The organism is Streptomyces sp. NPDC040622, assembly GCF_055593965.1.
In genome coordinates, this window is sequence record NZ_JBVIXD010000011.1 from 162,790 (window position 1) to 180,018 (window position 17,229).

Below are 17,229 nucleotides of genomic sequence, written 5' to 3' on the forward strand. Positions count from 1 at the left end.
CTCGTGAAGACATGCACAAGCGGCCCCCTACGATGGGGCGCGTGCCAAACGTGACCCGATCCGACATCGCTCAAGCCGTGCGGAACCCGCTCGCCTTCATCGCCGAGCGGTGGACCCCCACCCAGCGGACCGTCCAGCGGGCGGCCATGATCTCCCTCGTCATGACGGTCCTGATCGTGGTGACGGGCGGCGCCGTCCGCCTGACGGGGTCGGGCCTCGGCTGCCCGACCTGGCCCAAGTGCACGGACCAGTCCCTGACCGCGACCAGCGAGATGGGCGTCCACGGAGCCATCGAGTTCGGCAACCGCATGCTGGCGTACGTGCTGTCGGCGGCCGTCGGCTGGGCGATCATCGCGGCCCGCTCGCAGAAGCCGATGCGGCGCAGCCTCACCCGGCTCGGCTGGATGCAGTTCTGGCTGGTCATGGGCAATGCGGTGCTCGGCGGCATCGTCGTCCTCGTCGGCCTGAACCCGTACACGGTCGCGGCACACTTCCTGCTCTCCTCGGCCCTGATCGCGGTCGCCGTCACGATGTGGCAGCGCACCCGTGAGGGCGACGCCGAGCCGCGCCCGCTGGTCGGCAAGGCCGTGGCGCAGCTCGTGTGGGTCCTCGTCGGGGCCTCGGCGCTGCTGATCGCCGTGGGCACCGTCGTGACGGGTGCGGGACCGCACGCGGGCGACTCCAGCGACGTGCCGCGCATGGGCGTCGACTGGGAGACGGTCAGCAAGGTGCACGCGGTCCTCGCCTGGATCGTGGTCACGCTGACGTTCGCGCTGTGGTTCGTCCTCAAGGCGGTCGACGCGCCGCCCGGCCCGCTGGCCCGCACCCGCCAGCTGTTCCTGATCCTCCTCTCGCAGGGCGCGATCGGTTACGTCCAGTACTTCACGGACCTGCCGGAGCTCCTGGTCGGCCTGCACATGTTCGGCTCGTGCCTGGTGTGGATCGGTGTGATGCGGGTGCTGCTCTCGATGCGGGAGCGGCCTGCCCTGACGGCCGGCGTGCCGGCCCAGGCGGACGACTCCCGGCTCTCGGCGGTCTGACGCCCGCGGCGCCCCGCCCCCGGTCGCCTCACCGCTCCGCGCCCTCCGGCAGCCCGTAGACCCGGTGGGCGTTGCCCGCGGCGATCAGCCCGGCCACGCGCTGCGCGTCGGTGAGCGACCAGGCGCCCTCGGCGACCCAGGTGCCGAGCACCCGCCCGAGGGCCTCCCTGAACAGGTGCGCCCCGATGACGTGCAGCTCGGGCAGCCCGTGGGCACCGCTGGAGAACAGCAGCTTGCCGAAGGGCGCCAGTTCGAGGATCTCCGCGAGCACGGCCGCCGCGCGCGCCCCGGTGCTCACGAGCGCGGGCCCGAGATCGGCGTACACGTGCGGGAAGACGGCCGCCAGATGCGCGGCGCTGCGGTGGTACGGGTAGCCGTGCAGCAGCACCAGATCGGTGCCGAGCCCCGCGGTGGCCCGCGCGAAGTCCCCGAAGTACGTCTGCGGATCCCCCGCCCCCGCGTGCAGCTGCAGCGGCCTGCCGGAGGCGACCGCGATCCACAGCAGGTGCCGCAGCAGCACGGGATCGGCGAGCGCCCCGCCCACCTGCCGTCCGGCCAGCCAGCGTCCCACCGCGCCCCGCACCTCGCCGGGGCCCGGCGGCTCGGGGGCCAGCGCGGTGGGGTGCCGCACTCCCGCGACCGAGGTGAAGGCGACGGCGCCCGCGGCGGCCGCGTGCACGGACTCGGAAAGATTGGCGAGGAAGGAGTCGGCGGTGCCCGAGGTGTCCGCCACCTGTTCGGCGAGCAGTTCGAGGCGGACGATCTCGCGGGCGTGGGCGGCGCCGGTGGAGGCCATCTCGGCGGGGCCCGTCAGGTCCCCCGGCAGCCCGGTGTCGACGAGGTACGTGGTGATGCCGCTGCCCCGCAGCAGGCGCCGGCCCGAGGCCAGGACACCCAGTTCACGGCGGCGGGCCAGATAGCGGGCCGGCGGGCAGTGCGGCTCGAGACCGAGCAGTGGCGGGCACCAGCGGCGCACCGCGAAGCCGGTCTGGGTGTCGAAGAAGGTGGTGCCGGGGGCGGGCGGTCCCTCGCCCCGGCCGAGGTGGGCCTCGAACGTGCCGAGGCCCAGCTCCGTGCGGAGGACGCCATGGCAGTACTGGTCCACCAGGGACGGCGTTTCGATCATCCGGACTCCCGATGAGTGGACCGTGCTTCTACGGTCCTAACGGGTGAACGGGCGTCTGGTGTTGCTTCGGGCCGCTCTCGTTCGAACGTACGGCGGGGCGTCAGCCGTTGCCGGGGCCGCCGAGCTGGATGCCGGCCATGCGCGTCCACTCGTACGGGCCGGTCTTGACCTTGGCCGCGAAGTCCCCGTCGAAGTCCTCGTGGACGGTGATCCCGGCCTTCTCGACGGCGCTCTGCGCGATGGCGTAGGTGGGCGCCACCAGGTCGCCCCAGCCGCCGTCCTCGCCGACGAGGACGATCCGGGTGCCCTCGTGCCCGATGTACGCGATCTGCCCCTCGGCGCCGCCGTGCGCCCGCGCGAAGGCGCCGATCTCCTTGGCGAGCCTGGCCGCCCGGCGCTCGGCCTTCGCGGCCTGCTTGCTGTCGTCCACCTGCTGCGTGTCTGCCATGGGCAGGATGCTACCGACGGGTAGATCAACTGGCGACGGGCGGGGTGCGTGGCGTTGGACACCACGCACCCCGCCCGTCGGAGGATCGGAGCAAGACGGCTGCTAGCGCAGGAAGGGGTCCACCGCGACCGCCACGAAGAGCAGCGAGACGTAGGTGATCGACCAGTGGAAGAGCCGCATCTCCTTGAGCTTGCCGCCCGTGACCTCGGCCTTGGCGCGGTTCTGCAGCCCGTGGGCCTCCCACAGCCACCAGCCGCCGGTCACCAGCGCCACCACCGTGTAGAACCAGCCGGTGTAGCCGAGGGGCTGGAGCAGCAGGGAGACGGCGACCATGACCCAGCTGTAGAGCACGATCTGGCGGGCGACCACCTTGTTCGACGCGATGACCGGCAGCATCGGCACGCCCACTCGCGCGTAGTCGTCCTTGACCTTCATGGACAGCGGCCAGTAGTGCGGCGGCGTCCAGAAGAACATGACGAGGAAGAGGACGATCGGCGCCCACGACATCGAGTTGGTGACCGAGGACCAGCCGATGAGGACCGGCAGGCAGCCCGCGATGCCGCCCCAGACGATGTTCTGGGAGGTGCGGCGCTTCAGGATCATCGTGTAGACGACCACGTAGAAGAGCAGCGCGCCGAGCGAGAGCCACGCGGAGAGCCAGTTGACGGCGAGCCCGAACAGCAGCGTGGAGACCACCGCAAGAGTGATGCCGAACACAAGGCATTCACGCGGACTGACCATCCCCGTCACCAGGGGCCGCTGCGACGTGCGGTCCATGAGCGCGTCGATGTCGCGGTCGATGTACATGTTGAGCGCGTTGGCGCCCCCCGCGGAGAGGTAGCCGCCCAAGCAGGTCAGGAAGACCAGCTTCAGGTCGGGCACCCCTTGTTCGGCAAGGAACATCACCGGAACGGTGGTGATGAGCAGCAGCTCGATGATCCGCGGCTTGGTCAGCGCCACGAACGCCTTGACACGAGCCCCGAACGGCCGATGGCTCGGGCTAAGGTCCGTCCCGGAAACCCCCGCTGGACGGGATTCAACGGCCGTCACGCACACCCCTGACAGAGACATCCCAGCGGGCCGACCAGCACCTTCTGACATGAAGATCCGGTAAAGCCCGCGCGTACCACGCCACTGTAGACGTTGCCCATACCTCGCCCTTCGCGGGGGTCGGTTCGTGTTGGGCGGCCGGTCGAACGGCGTCCGTGGCGAGTTGAGCCGCCGGGTGAGCGGAGCGGGGCGTTCATTGAGCGGACATATGGGCGATACCGGTGGCCTTTTGAGCGGACATATGAGCGACCTCGTATTCACTTGCGGAATGCCCGCGCTTTCCTTTCAGGAGGCGGATCCTCGCGTGTCACTGCAGTCTGGAATGACTCGAAAAAATGAGCGTTCTAGCAGCGGTAGGCTCGACATCGGCCGGTGGGATCTACACCGCCGGCATACGACATGTGGAGAGGAGCCCTGACTCAGGGTGAGCACCAAGCCGACCACCACAGACCTCGAGTGGACCGAACTGGACCAGCGGGCCGTTGACACCGCCCGCGTCCTGGCCATGGACTCCGTACAGAAGGTCGGCAACGGCCATCCCGGTACGGCCATGAGCCTCGCGCCCGCCGCGTACACCCTCTTCCAGAAGGTGATGCGCCACGACCCGGCGGACGCCGACTGGACCGGCCGCGACCGGTTCGTCCTCTCTGCGGGCCACTCGTCCCTGACCCTCTACATCCAGCTCTACCTGGCCGGCTTCGGCCTGGAGCTGGATGACCTGAAGGCCTTCCGCACCTGGGGTTCGAAGACCCCGGGCCACCCGGAGTACGGCCACACGGTCGGCGTGGAGACGACGACGGGCCCGCTGGGCCAGGGTGTCGCCAACGCCGTGGGCATGGCGATGGCCGCCCGCTACGAGCGCGGCCTGTTCGACCCGGAGGCGGCCGACGGCGCGTCCCCGTTCGACCACTTCGTGTACGCCATCGCCGGTGACGGCTGCCTCCAGGAGGGCATCTCCGGCGAGGCCTCGTCGCTGGCCGGGCACCAGAAGCTCGGCAACCTCGTGCTGCTGTGGGACGACAACCACATCTCGATCGAGGGCGACACCGAGACCGCGGTCTCCGAGGACACCCTGAAGCGGTACGAGGCGTACGGCTGGCACGTCCAGCGCGTGGCTCCCAAGGAGGACGGCGACCTCGACCCGGCCGCCCTCTACGCCGCGATCCAGGCCGCCAAGGCCGAGACCGAGCGCCCCTCCTTCATCGCGATGCGCTCGATCATCGCCTGGCCCGCCCCCAACGCGCAGAACACCGAGGCCGCGCACGGCTCGGCGCTCGGCGACGAAGAGGTGGCCGCCACCAAGCGCGTCCTCGGCTTCGACCCGGAGCAGACCTTCGAGGTCTCCGACGAGGTCCTCGCGCACAGCCGCAAGGCGCTCGACCGCGGCCGCGAGGCCAAGGCCGAGTGGGAGAAGGGCTTCGCCGCCTGGCGCACGGCCAACTCCGCGCGCGCCGCCGAGTTCGACCGCATCGCCTCGGGCGAGCTGCCCGAGGGCTGGGAGGAGAAGCTCCCGGAGTTCGAGACCGGCAAGGGCGTCGCCACGCGTGCCGCCTCCGGCAAGGTCCTGCAGTCGCTCGGCGCGGTCATCCCCGAGCTGTGGGGCGGCTCCGCCGACCTCGCGGGCTCGAACAACACGACGATCGACAAGTCGAGCTCCTTCCTGCCGACGGGCAACCCGCTGCACGAGGCGGACCCGTACGGCCGCACGGTCCACTACGGCATCCGCGAGCACTCCATGGCCGCGGAGATGAACGGCATCGCGCTGCACGGCAACACCCGCATCTTCGGCGGCACCTTCCTGGTGTTCTCCGACTACATGCGCAACGCCGTGCGCCTCTCCGCCCTGATGCACCTCCCGGTGACGTACGTGTGGACGCACGACTCCATCGGTCTGGGCGAGGACGGCCCGACCCACCAGCCGGTCGAGCACCTGGCCTCGCTGCGCGCCATCCCGGGCCTGAACGTCGTGCGCCCGGCCGACGCGAACGAGACCGTCATCGCGTGGCGCGAGATCCTCAAGCGCTACACCAAGGAGTTCGGCAAGGGCGCCCCGCACGGCCTCGCGCTGACCCGCCAGGGCGTGCCGACGTACGAGCGCAACGAGGACGCCGCCAAGGGTGGCTACGTCCTGTTCGAGGCCGAGGGCGGCTCGCCCGAGGTCGTGCTCATCGGCACCGGCTCGGAGGTCCAGCTCGCCGTCGAGGCGCGCGAGCAGCTGCAGGCCGCGGGCGTCCCGACGCGCGTCGTCTCGATGCCGTCGGTCGAATGGTTCGAGGAGCAGGACCAGGGGTACCGCGACAGCGTCCTTCCGCCGTCCGTCAGGGCGCGGGTGGCGGTCGAGGCCGGCATCGGTCTGACCTGGCACCGCTTCGTGGGCGACGCCGGACGCATCGTCTCGCTGGAGCACTTCGGTGCTTCCGCGGACGGCAAGGTGCTCTTCCGCGAGTTCGGGTTCACCGCCGACGCGGTGGCCCAGGCGGCGCGGGAATCGATCGCCGCCGCTCAGCGCTGACGCCCGTATACGACCAAGTAGGAGATGTAATTCCATGACAGACGCACTCAAGCGCCTTTCCGAAGAAGGCGTCGCGATCTGGCTGGACGACCTGTCGCGCAAGCGGATCACGTCCGGCAACCTCGCCGAGCTGATCGACCAGCAGCACGTCGTGGGCGTCACGACCAACCCCTCGATCTTCCAGAAGGCGATCTCGTCGGGCGACGGGTACGAGCAGCAGCTCGCCGACCTCGCCGTCCGCAAGGTCACCGTCGAAGAGGCCGTCCGCATGATCACGACGGCGGACGTCCGTGACGCCGCCGACATCCTGCGCCCGGTCTTCGACGCGACGGGCGGCCAGGACGGCCGCGTGTCGATCGAGGTCGACCCGCGCCTCGCGCACAACACCGAGGCCACGGTCGCCGAGGCCAAGCAGCTCGCGTGGCTGGTGGACCGCCCGAACACGCTCATCAAGATCCCGGCGACGAAGGCGGGCCTGCCCGCGATCACCGAGGTCATCGGCCTGGGCATCAGCGTCAACGTCACGCTGATCTTCTCGCTGGAGCGCTACCGCGCGGTCATGGACGCCTTCCTCGCGGGCCTGGAGAAGGCCAAGGAGCGCGGCCTGGACCTCGCCAAGATCCACTCGGTGGCGTCCTTCTTCGTGTCCCGCGTGGACACCGAGATCGACAAGCGGCTCGACAGCATCGGCTCGGACGAGGCCAAGGCCGCCAAGGGCAAGGCCGCCCTGGCCAACGCCCGGCTCGCCTACGAGGCGTACGAGGAGGTCTTCTCCTCGGACCGCTGGGCCGCCCTGGACAAGGCGCAGGCCAACAAGCAGCGCCCGCTGTGGGCCTCGACCGGCGTGAAGGACCCGGCGTACAAGGACACCCTGTACGTCGACGACCTCGTCGCGCCGAACACAGTGAACACGATGCCGGAGGCGACCCTGGAGGCCTCGGCCGACCACGGGCAGATCACCGGCAACACCATCGCGGGCACGTACGACCAGTCGCGCGCCGAGATCGCCGCCGTGGAGAAGCTCGGCATCTCGTACGACGACGTCGTGCAGCTCCTCGAGGACGAGGGCGTCGAGAAGTTCGCGGCGTCCTGGAACGACCTGCTCAAGTCCACCGAGGCCGAGCTCGCCCGCCTCGCCCCTTCGAAGGGCTGACCACCTTGTCAAGCAGCAATCCGCTGCGTGACGCCGCAGACCGACGGCTCCCGCGTATCGCGGGGCCGTCGGGCCTGGTCATTTTTGGCGTCACGGGCGATTTGTCCCGTAAAAAGTTGATGCCTGCCGTCTACGACCTCGCCAACCGAGGCCTGTTGCCGCCGGGCTTCTCGCTCATCGGCTTCGCCCGTCGCGAGTGGCAGGACGAGGACTTCGCGCAGGAGGTGCACGACGCCGTCAAGCAGCACGCGCGCACGCCCTTCCGCGAGGAGGTCTGGCAGCAGCTCATCCAGGGCATGCGCTTCGTCCAGGGCAACTTCGACGACGACGACGCCTTCGAGCAGCTCAAGGCCACCATCCAGGACCTCGACAAGGCACAGGGCACAGGCGGGAACTTCGCCTTCTACCTCTCCGTGCCGCCGAAGTTCTTCCCGCAGGTCGTCCAACAGCTCAAGAAGCACGAGCTCGCGGACGCGCCCGAGGGTTCCTGGCGCCGCGCCGTCATCGAGAAGCCGTTCGGGCACGACCTGGCGTCCGCCCAGGACCTGAACGCGATCGTGCACGAGGTGTTCGCCCCGGACCAGGTGTTCCGGATCGACCACTACCTCGGCAAGGAGACCGTCCAGAACATCCTGGCGCTCCGCTTCGCCAACCAGATGTTCGAGCCGATCTGGAACCGGTCCTACGTCGACCACATCCAGATCACCATGGCCGAGGACATCGGCATCGGCGGCCGCGCCGGCTACTACGACGGCATCGGCGCCGCACGTGACGTCATCCAGAACCACCTGCTCCAGCTGATGGCGCTGACCGCGATGGAGGAGCCCGCCTCCTTCGACGCGGACGCGCTCGTGGCGGAGAAGGCCAAGGTCCTCGGCGCGGTGAAGCTGCCCAAGGACCTCGGCAAGGACACCGTCCGCGGCCAGTACGCGGCGGGGTGGCAGGGCGGCGAGAAGGCCGTCGGCTACCTCCAGGAAGACGGCATCGACCCCAAGTCGAAGACCGACACCTACGCGGCCATCAAGCTGCAGGTGGACAACCGCCGTTGGGCGGGCGTGCCCTTCTACCTGCGCACGGGCAAGCGGCTCGGCCGCCGGGTCACGGAGATCGCGGTGGTCTTCCAGCGCGCGCCCCACTCCCCCTTCGACCACACCGCCACCGAGGAGCTCGGGCAGAACGCGATCGTCATCCGCGTCCAGCCCGACGAGGGCATCACGGTCCGGTTCGGCTCGAAGGTGCCCGGCACCTCCATGGAGATCCGGGACGTGTCGATGGACTTCGCGTACGGCGAGTCCTTCACCGAGTCCAGCCCGGAGGCGTACGAGCGCCTGATCCTGGACGTCCTGCTCGGCGACGCCAACCTCTTCCCGCGCACGGAGGAGGTCGAGCTGTCCTGGAACATCCTCGACCCCATCGAGCAGTACTGGGACAAGCACGGCAAGCCCGCGCAGTACCCGTCCGGGACCTGGGGCCCGTCCGAGGCGGACGAAATGCTCGCACGAGACGGACGGAGCTGGCGTCGGCCATGAAGATCGACCTTACGGACACCACGTCCAGCAAGATCAACAAGGCGCTGGTGCAGGGCCGCCGCGCGATCGGCACCCCGGCCGTCGGCATGGTGCTCACCCTCGTCATCGTCACCGACGAGGAGAACGCCTACGACTCCCTGAAGGCCGCGAGCGAGGCGTCCCGCGAGCACCCCTCGCGCACCCTCGTGGTCATCAAGCGCGCCGCCCGCTCGCCGCGCGACCGCACCACCTCGCGCCTGGACGCCGAGGTCCGGGTGGGCGCCGACGCGGGCACCGGCGAGACGGTGATCCTGCGGCTGTACGGCGAGGTGCTCAACCACGCCCAGTCGGTGGTCCTGCCGCTGCTGCTGCCGGACGCCCCCGTGGTCGCCTGGTGGCCGGTGAACGCCCCGCTGGACCCCGCCAAGGACCCGCTCGGCGCCCTGGCCCAGCGCCGCGTCACGGACACGTACGCGGCCGAGCAGCCGATCCACGAGCTGACCGCGCGCTCCGAGGCCTACCACCCCGGCGACACGGACCTCTCCTGGACCCGCATCACGCCGTGGCGCTCCATGCTGGCCGCCGCGCTCGACCAGGTCACCTGCAAGGTCACCTCGGTGCAGGTGGACGGCGAGGAGTTCAACCCGAGCTGTGAGCTGCTCGCCATGTGGCTGGCGGACCGCCTGGACGTACCGGTCAAGCGCTCGCTGTCGGCGGGCCCCGGCCTGACCGGCGTGCGCATGGAGACCACCTGCGGTCCCATCGTGCTCGACCGCGCCGACGGCTCGCTCGCCACGCTCTCCATCCAGGGCCAGCCCGACCGCGCGGTGGCGCTCAAGCGCCGCGAGACGGCCGAGCTGATCGCCGAGGAGCTGCGCCGCCTGGACCCGGACGACACCTACGCGTCCGCGCTGAAGTACGGCGTGGACCGCCTGGGCGAGCCGGTGGACCAGACGACGGTGCCGGCCGAGGAGCAGGCGGCCGAGGAGCCCAAGAAGGCGCCGGCCAAGAAGGCCGCGGCGAAGAAGGCGGCCGCGAAGTGAGCGGGGCCCCGCAGCTGGTCGTGCACCGCGACAAGGAGCTGATGGCGCAGGCCGCGGCGGCCCGTCTCATCACGAAGATCGTCGACGCGCAGGCCGCCCGCGGCTCCGCGTCGGTGGTCCTCACCGGCGGCCGCAACGGCAACGGGCTGCTGGCGGCGCTGAGTTCGTCCCCCGCGAAGGACGCGATCGACTGGTCGCGTCTGGACCTGTGGTGGGGCGACGAGCGCTTCCTGCCGGACGGCGACCCCGAGCGCAACTACACGCAGGCCCGCGAGGCGCTGCTCGACTCGGTGCCGCTCAACCCGGCCCGGGTGCACCCGATGCCCGCGTCGGACGGTGCGTACGAGGTGGACGCGGCGGCGGAGATCTACGCCGCCGAGCTCACCGCGGCCGCGAGCCCGGAGGACCACGGCCCCGTGCCGGCCTTCGACGTCCTGATGCTCGGCGTCGGCCCGGACACGCACGTCGCGTCGCTCTTTCCCGAGCTGCCCGCGGTGCGCGAGACCGAGCGCACGGTGGTGGGCGTGCACGGCGCGCCGAAGCCCCCGCCGACCCGCATCACGCTCACGCTCCCGGCGATCCGGGCGGCCCGTGAGGTGTGGCTGCTCGCGGCGGGCGAGGACAAGGCGCGGGCCGCGGCCATCGCCCTGTCGGGCGCGGGCGAGGTGCAGGCCCCGGCGGCCGGTGCCCGGGGCCGCGCGCGCACGCTGTGGCTGCTGGACTCGGCGGCGGCCTCCGAGCTCCCTGCAGAGCTCTATCCGCCGGCCGTGGCCTAGGGGCCTGACCGCTCATCCCGTACACGCCTGAGGGCCCCGCACCGGACGGTGCGGGGCCCTCAGGCGTTCACGAGGACGCGCCGGTACCTGCTGCCGTCCTGCTCGCGCACCAGGAGCCCGTCGGAGACGCAGTACCGCCGCAGCGCCGCCGTGTCGTCGTGGACGGTGCGGAACGCGTCGTTGACCTCGCCCTCGCTGTAGGCGCGATCGGCGTCGAAGAGGGTGTCCGTGAGGTGGACCAGGAGTTCGTGGCGCACGACGGGGCGTACGGGAATGGCCGTGAGGCGGCCGTGCGCGAAGAAGCCGGTGAGGCGGCGCGGCACGGTGGGATGGGGCTCCGGGGCGGGCACCCTCCTGAAGACGGCGGCCTCGGCCCGCAGGGACCCGTCGGGCAGCCGCTCCACGAGCCCGGCGGCGAGCAGGCGCCCCAGGTGTTTGCGGGCGGTGGCGGAGTCGGCCTCGCGCGGCGGCAGGTCGTCGAGGACGATGCGCGCGTACAGCCTGAGTCTGTCGGGGTCCGCTAGCGCGGCGTGCAGCTGGTCCATGACGGGGTCCCTCCCGGCGGGTGACAGAGCCGAAGCAGTGTCACCCGCCGGGCGGGGCGCCCGCATCCGATTAACGTCCGCCGGGTGCGGGACCGTCGGATCAACGGCCGCGCAGGTCCCGGTACTTGGCGACCAGCGCGGTGGTCGAACCGTCCAGGTCGGGCACCTCGGCGCCGTCGGTCAGCGCGGGCTCGACGCGCTTGGCGAGGACCTTGCCGAGCTCGACGCCCCACTGGTCGAAGGAGTCGATGTTCCACACGGCGCCCTGCACGAACACCTTGTGCTCGTAGAGCGCGATGAGCTGGCCGAGGACCGAGGGGGTCAGCTCCTTGGCCAGGATCGTCGTCGTCGGGTGGTTGCCCTTGAACGTCTTGTGCGGGACGAGCTCCTCCGCCACGCCCTCCGCGCGCACCTCGTCGGGCGTCTTGCCGAACGCCAGCGCCTGGGTCTGCGCGAAGAAGTTGGCCATCAGCAGATCGTGCTGGGCGACGAGGCCGGGCAGCAGGTCGGCGACGGGCTCGGCGAAGCCGATGAAGTCGGCCGGGATCAACTTCGTGCCCTGGTGGATGAGTTGGTAGTAGGCGTGCTGGCCGTTGGTGCCCGGGGTGCCCCAGACGACCGGCCCGGTCTGCCAGGCGACCTCTTCGCCGTCGCGGTCGACGTACTTGCCGTTGGACTCCATGTCCAGCTGCTGCAGGTACGCGGTGAACTTGGAGAGGTAGTGCGAGTACGGCAGGACGGCGTGCGACTGCGCGTCGTGGAAGTTGCCGTACCAGATGCCCAACAGGCCCATCAGCAACGGCACGTTGGACTCGGGGGGCGCGGTGCGGAAGTGCTCGTCGACGAGGTGGAAGCCGTCGAGCATCTCGCGGAAGCGCTCAGGACCGACGGCGATCATCAGGGAGAGGCCGATCGCCGAGTCGAAGGAGTATCGGCCCCCCACCCAGTCCCAGAACTCGAACATGTTGTCCGTGTCGATGCCGAAGTCGGAGACCTTCTCGGCGTTCGTCGACAGGGCCACGAAGTGCTTGGCGACCGCGTCCTGAGAAGCCTTCAGCTCGGTGAGCAGCCAGTCGCGCGCGGAGGTGGCGTTCGTGATCGTCTCGATGGTGGTGAACGTCTTCGAGGCGATGATGAACAGCGTCTCGGCGGCGTCCAGGTCCCGCACGGCCTCGTGCAGGTCCGCGCCGTCCACGTTCGACACGAAACGGACCGTGAGATCGCGGTCGGTGAAGGAGCGCAGCACCTCGTACGCCATCGCGGGACCGAGGTCGGAGCCGCCGATGCCGATGTTGACGACGTTCTTGATCCGCTTGCCGGTGTGACCGGTCCACTCGCCGGAGCGCACCTTCTGGGAGAAGGCGTTCATCTTGTCGAGGACGGCGTGCACCGCCGGCACCACGTTCTCGCCGTCGACCTCCACGACGCTGCCCCGCGGGGCGCGCAGCGCGGTGTGCAGGACCGCGCGGTCCTCGGTGGTGTTGATCTTCTCGCCGCGGAACATGGCGTCCCGCAGCCCGAAGACGTCGCTCGCGACGGCCAGCTCGCGCAGCAGCGTCAGCGTCTCGGCCGTGACGAGGTGCTTGGAGTAGTCGATGTGCAGGTCACCGACCTGAAGGGTGTAAGCGGTGCCGCGCGCCGGATCCGCGGCGAACAACTCACGCAGCTGCACCTCCCCCAGCTGTTCGCGGTGTTGCGTGAGCGCCGCCCATTCGGGCGTCTGATTGAGCCTGGCGCGGCTTTCTGCGTTCATCTCGGACTTCAGCCTTCTCTCGTACCCGCGTACGTCCATTGCCCCGCTGCAGTCTCCAACCTAATCGATCAGAGAGCGGTATGAGATGTCTGAAACTGTCTGTCCGCACACGTACCGAAACAAGAAACCGGCCGGACACCTATTCGGTGCCCGGCCGGCTCTCAAGTACTAGATCTCGCCCCGCAGTTTGGCGAGCGCTTCCGCGAGGATGGCCTCGCCGTCCGCGTCGCTGCGCCGCTCTCGTACATACGCCAGGTGCGTCTTGTACGGCTCGGTGCGCGGCGGGTCCGGCGGGTTGTCCCGGTCCTGACCTGCCGGAAAGCCGCAGCGGGGACAGTCCCACGTATCGGGGACCTGCGCGTCGCTGGCGAAGCTCGGCTGCGTCTCGTGCCCGTTGGAGCACCAGAAGGAGATGCGCAGTCGCGGCGCGGACTCACCGCGCTCGGCCTCGCCCATCGGCCCCGCCCCGACCCGACTTCCACGGATCGCGTTGCCACTTGCCACGGTCGTAACTCCCTGCGTGATGGTGCTGCTGCGGGCGCCTCAGTTTACGTAAGGCCCAACGCGCGTCCAGTGTTGGGAGTTACACCCCACCCCCGGACGCAAGCCCCATGATAAGCCGCGCACGCGGGCGCGCACCGGACAAGCGACCAGTGCCTGGCGCTAGTTGTTCGCCTTCATCAGCAGACCCAGCGCGACAATGCACGCGAACCACAGCAGACCGACCACGACCGTGATGCGGTCGAGGTTGCGCTCGGCGACGGAGGAGCCACCGACGGAGGACTGCATGCCGCCACCGAACATGTCGGAGAGACCGCCGCCCTTGCCCTTGTGCATCAGCACCAGCAGCATCATCAGAGCGCTGAAGACGATGAGGGCGATCGAGAACCCCATAACCACGGCTGGACCAACTTCCTCGGAACTGAATCGACGACGGGGGCCGGGGACTTTTCACGGGCGGGCATTCCAGCCAGCCTTTCAAGCCTCCGACCCCCGCAAGGGTACGACGTATCGCCGCTACCGCATACTCACTGGTCGCTGAACCGGACGATCTTGACGAACTCGTCCGAGTCCAAAGCGGCGCCGCCCACCAGGGCGCCGTCGACGTCGGGCTGCGCCATGATCTCGGCGACGTTCTTCGCCTTGACGGAGCCGCCGTACTGGATGCGCACCTTGTCGGCGAGCTCCTGCGAGTACAGCTCGGCGAGGCGGCGGCGGATCGCGCCGCAGACCTCCTGCGCGTCCTCGGGGGTCGCGACCTCGCCGGTGCCGATCGCCCAGACCGGCTCGTAGGCGATCACGATGGTCTCGGCCTGCTCGGCCGGGATGTCCTTCAGGCCGCCGTCGACCTGGTTCAGCGTGTACTGGACCTGCTGGCCGGCCTTGCGGATGTCCAGGCCCTCGCCGACGCAGAGGATCGGGGTCAGGCCGTGCTTGTAGGCGGCCTTCACCTTGGCGTTGCAGATCTGGTCGGTCTCGTTGTGGTACTGACGGCGCTCGGAGTGGCCGACGGCCACGTAGGTGCACTTCAGCTTCGCCAGCATCGGGCCCGAGATCTCGCCGGTGTAGGCACCGGAGTCCTGCGCCGAGATGTCCTGGGCGCCGTACTTGATCTTGAGCTTGTCGCCGTCGACCAGGGTCTGCACGGAGCGCAGGTCCGTGAAGGGCGGCAGGACGGCGACCTCGCAGGCCTCGTAGTCCTTGTCGGCCAGGGCGAAGGCGAGCTTCTGGACGTGGGCGATGGCCTCGAGGTGGTTGAGGTTCATCTTCCAGTTGCCCGCCATCAGCGGGGTGCGCGTAGTCATCAGGTCTCAGTTCTCCAGTGCCGCGAGGCCGGGGAGCGTCTTGCCCTCGAGGTATTCGAGGGAGGCGCCGCCACCGGTGGAAATGTGGCCGAATGCGTTCTCGTCGAAGCCCAGCTGGCGGACGGCCGCGGCGGAGTCGCCACCGCCGACGACCGTGAAGGCCGGGGAGTCGAGGAGCGCCTGGGCGACCGCCTTGGTGCCCTCGGCGTAGTCGGGGTGCTCGAAGACGCCCATCGGCCCGTTCCAGAAGACGGTGGCCGCGTCGGCGAGCTTCGAGGCGTAGAGCTTACGGGTCTCGGGGCCGATGTCGAGACCCTCCTGGTCGGCCGGGATGGCGTCCGCGGCGACCGTGCTGGGGTTGGCCGGAGCCTTGGTCTTCAGGTCCGGGAAGTCCGTGGAGACCAGGACGTCGACGGGCAGGACGAACTCGACGCCCTTCTCCTCGGCGCGCTTGAGGTAGCCGCGCACCGCCGGGATCTGGTCCTCCTGGAGGAGGGAGATGCCGACCTCGTGGCCCTGCGCCTTGAGGAAGGTGTAGGCCATGCCGCCGCCGATGAGGATGCGGTCGGCCCGCTCCAGGAGGTGGTCGATCACGCCGAGCTTGTCCGAGACCTTGGCGCCGCCGAGGACCACGGCGTAGGGCCGCTTGACGTCGTCGGTGAGCTTCTGCAGGACGCCGACCTCGGTGGCGATGAGGTAGCCGGCGTAGTGCGGCAGGCGGGCCGGCAGGTCGAAGACCGAGGCGTGCTTGCGGTGCACGGCGCCGAAGCCGTCGCCCACGTACACGTCCGCGAGCGCCGCGAGCTGATCGGCGAACTCGCCGCGCTCGGCGTCGTCCTTGGACGTCTCGCCGGCGTTGAAGCGGAGGTTCTCGATGACGGCGACCTGGCCGGGCTGCAGGCCGTCCACGGCGTCGCGCGCGGCCGGGCCGACGGTGTCCTGCGCGAACGCGACGGGCGCGCCCAGGAGTACACCGAGCCGCTCGGCGGCGGGCAGCAGCGAGAAGGCGGGGTCCGGGGCGCCCTTGGGACGGCCCAGGTGCGAGGCCACGACCACCTTGGCACCCGCGCCGGCGAGGGCCTTGACGGTCGGCAGGACGGCGCGGATGCGGCCGTCGTCGGTGATGGCGCCCTCGGCGAGCGGCACGTTGAGGTCGGCGCGGACGAAGACCCGCTTGCCGTCGACTCCTTCGGCGAGAAGTTCGTCGATCGTCTTCATGAACTGGACTCCTTGGGTGGGCTGACGCGCAACAGGGCCCGGAGCGCGCGGCGTTGCGCGGTCCGGACCCTGTGCTCACATCTTGGTGCCTGCTCTGATGACTAGAGCTGACCGCCGACGAAGACCGTGAGGTCGACGAGACGGTTGGAGTAACCCCACTCGTTGTCGTACCAGCCGAGGATCTTCACCGTCTTGCCCTCCTGGACCATGGTCAGGGAGGAGTCGAAGGTGCAGGAGGCCGGGTCGCTGACGATGTCGGACGACACGATCGGGTCCTCGGTGTAGAAGAGGATGCCCTTGAGGGCGCCGTCGTCGGCGGCCTTCTTGAACGCGGCGTTGACCTCGTCCTTGGTGACCTCGCGCTGCAGGTCCACGACCAGGTCGGTGGCCGAGCCGGTCGGGACCGGGACGCGCATCGCGATGCCGTCGAGCTTGCCCTTGAGCTGGGGCAGGACCAGGGCGGTGGCCTTGGCGGCGCCCGTCGTGGTCGGAATGATGTTCTCGGCGGCGGCGCGGGCGCGGCGCAGGTCCGAGTGCGGGAAGTCCAGGATGCGCTGGTCGTTGGTGTACGCGTGGACCGTGGTCATCAGGCCCTTGACGATGCCGAAGTTCTCGTCGAGAACCTTCGCCATCGGCGCCACACAGTTGGTGGTGCAGGACGCGTTCGAGATGACGTGGTGGTTGGCGGCGTCGTACTTGTCCTGGTTGACGCCCATCACGATGGTGATGTCCTCGTCCTTGGCCGGAGCCGAGATGAGGACCTTCTTCGCGCCACCGGCGATGTGCTTCTCGGCGTCGGCCTTCTTGGTGAAGATGCCCGTCGACTCGATCACGATGTCGACGCCCAGCTGACCCCACGGGATGTCGGCCGGGTTGCGCTCGGAGAGCACCTTGATGGTGTGGCCGTCGACCGTGATGGTGTCCTCGGTGTGCGACACCTCGGCCTTGAGGCGGCCCAGGATGGTGTCGTACTTGAGCAGGTGCGCCGTGGTCGCGGTGTCACCCAGGTCGTTGACAGCCACGATCTCGATGTCCGCACCCTGCTCCAGCAGCGCGCGGAAGTAGTTACGACCGATGCGGCCAAAGCCGTTGATGCCTACGCGGATCGTCACGAACCGATCTCCTCGTTGGTACGCCGGTTTTAGACGCCGGCGAGTTGTATGGGATGTCCCCGACCGCCTCCGACCCTACCTCTCTGAAGCCTCTGGGGTGACATCGAGAGGGCCCGTAAGCGGCACGGTGGCCCGTACCC

General features: G+C 69.7%; 16 protein-coding genes. 6 read left to right on the forward strand and 10 right to left on the reverse strand.

What is annotated here, in order from left to right:
- Nucleotides 1–11 precede the first annotated feature (11 nt).
- Nucleotides 12–1,040, forward strand: a complete 1,029-nt coding sequence (locus tag ACZ592_RS30950) for a COX15/CtaA family protein (protein WP_471584978.1) — start codon at nt 12–14, stop codon at nt 1,038–1,040.
- Between the two features lie 28 nt (nt 1,041–1,068).
- Here ACZ592_RS30950 and ACZ592_RS30955 read toward each other — a convergent pair whose 3' ends face one another.
- The 3 genes from ACZ592_RS30955 to ACZ592_RS30965 form a co-directional block, all read right to left on the reverse strand.
- Nucleotides 1,069–2,166, reverse strand: a complete 1,098-nt coding sequence (locus ACZ592_RS30955; protein WP_471584979.1) for an amidohydrolase family protein — start codon at nt 2,164–2,166, stop codon at nt 1,069–1,071.
- 100 nt (nt 2,167–2,266) lie between these two features.
- Entirely contained in the window at nt 2,267–2,614 is a 348-nt protein-coding gene (locus ACZ592_RS30960; RefSeq protein WP_471584980.1) for a hypothetical protein, read from the reverse strand.
- Nucleotides 2,615–2,716: 102 nt separating this feature from the next.
- The gene (locus tag ACZ592_RS30965) at nt 2,717–3,670 is read right to left on the reverse strand and encodes a heme o synthase (protein WP_471585106.1); all 954 of its coding nucleotides are present in this window, start codon (nt 3,668–3,670) and stop codon (nt 2,717–2,719) included.
- Nucleotides 3,671–4,088: 418 nt separating this feature from the next.
- Between ACZ592_RS30965 and tkt the strand changes: the two genes are divergently transcribed.
- Genes tkt through pgl form a run of 5 tightly spaced genes read left to right on the forward strand, consistent with a single transcriptional unit; the run spans nt 4,089 to nt 10,656 of the window.
- Nucleotides 4,089–6,176, forward strand: a complete 2,088-nt coding sequence (tkt, locus tag ACZ592_RS30970; protein WP_471584981.1) for a transketolase — start codon at nt 4,089–4,091, stop codon at nt 6,174–6,176.
- 34 nt (nt 6,177–6,210) lie between these two features.
- Nucleotides 6,211–7,329, forward strand: a complete 1,119-nt coding sequence (tal, locus tag ACZ592_RS30975; protein ID WP_471584982.1) for a transaldolase — start codon at nt 6,211–6,213, stop codon at nt 7,327–7,329.
- A 5-nt stretch (nt 7,330–7,334) separates the two neighbouring features.
- Nucleotides 7,335–8,858, forward strand: coding sequence for a glucose-6-phosphate dehydrogenase (gene zwf, locus ACZ592_RS30980; RefSeq protein WP_471584983.1), 1,524 nt, complete (start codon nt 7,335–7,337; stop codon nt 8,856–8,858).
- The gene (opcA, locus tag ACZ592_RS30985; protein WP_471584984.1) at nt 8,855–9,880 is read left to right on the forward strand and encodes a glucose-6-phosphate dehydrogenase assembly protein OpcA; all 1,026 of its coding nucleotides are present in this window, start codon (nt 8,855–8,857) and stop codon (nt 9,878–9,880) included. Before zwf ends, opcA begins: the two co-directional genes overlap by 4 nt.
- A complete protein-coding gene (gene pgl, locus ACZ592_RS30990) occupies nt 9,877–10,656 on the forward strand; it encodes a 6-phosphogluconolactonase (RefSeq protein ID WP_471584985.1) in 780 nt (259 codons plus the stop codon). The genes opcA and pgl overlap by 4 nt, the downstream gene beginning before the upstream one ends.
- Nucleotides 10,657–10,715: 59 nt before the next feature.
- On the opposite strand, the gene ACZ592_RS30995 is transcribed toward pgl, so the two are convergent.
- From ACZ592_RS30995 to gap, 7 genes are all read right to left on the reverse strand, one after another.
- Entirely contained in the window at nt 10,716–11,201 is a 486-nt protein-coding gene (locus tag ACZ592_RS30995) for a DUF2087 domain-containing protein (protein WP_471584986.1), read from the reverse strand.
- A gap of 100 nt (nt 11,202–11,301) precedes the next feature.
- A complete protein-coding gene (pgi, locus tag ACZ592_RS31000; RefSeq protein WP_471584987.1) occupies nt 11,302–12,954 on the reverse strand; it encodes a glucose-6-phosphate isomerase in 1,653 nt (550 codons plus the stop codon).
- Between the two features lie 168 nt (nt 12,955–13,122).
- Entirely contained in the window at nt 13,123–13,458 is a 336-nt protein-coding gene (locus tag ACZ592_RS31005; RefSeq protein ID WP_003957010.1) for an RNA polymerase-binding protein RbpA, read from the reverse strand.
- A gap of 159 nt (nt 13,459–13,617) precedes the next feature.
- A complete protein-coding gene (gene secG / locus ACZ592_RS31010; protein WP_030784160.1) occupies nt 13,618–13,848 on the reverse strand; it encodes a preprotein translocase subunit SecG in 231 nt (76 codons plus the stop codon).
- Nucleotides 13,849–13,982: 134 nt separating this feature from the next.
- The gene (tpiA, locus tag ACZ592_RS31015) at nt 13,983–14,759 is read right to left on the reverse strand and encodes a triose-phosphate isomerase (protein ID WP_471584988.1); all 777 of its coding nucleotides are present in this window, start codon (nt 14,757–14,759) and stop codon (nt 13,983–13,985) included.
- A gap of 6 nt (nt 14,760–14,765) precedes the next feature.
- Complete coding sequence (locus ACZ592_RS31020) at nt 14,766–15,977, reverse strand: phosphoglycerate kinase (protein WP_471584989.1); 1,212 nt, start codon at nt 15,975–15,977, stop codon at nt 14,766–14,768.
- A 101-nt stretch (nt 15,978–16,078) separates the two neighbouring features.
- Nucleotides 16,079–17,089 carry a type I glyceraldehyde-3-phosphate dehydrogenase gene (gene gap / locus ACZ592_RS31025; protein WP_384550680.1) on the reverse strand — a complete coding sequence of 337 codons (1,011 nt, stop codon included), beginning with the start codon at nt 17,087–17,089 and terminating at the stop codon, nt 16,079–16,081.
- Nucleotides 17,090–17,229 lie beyond the last annotated feature (140 nt).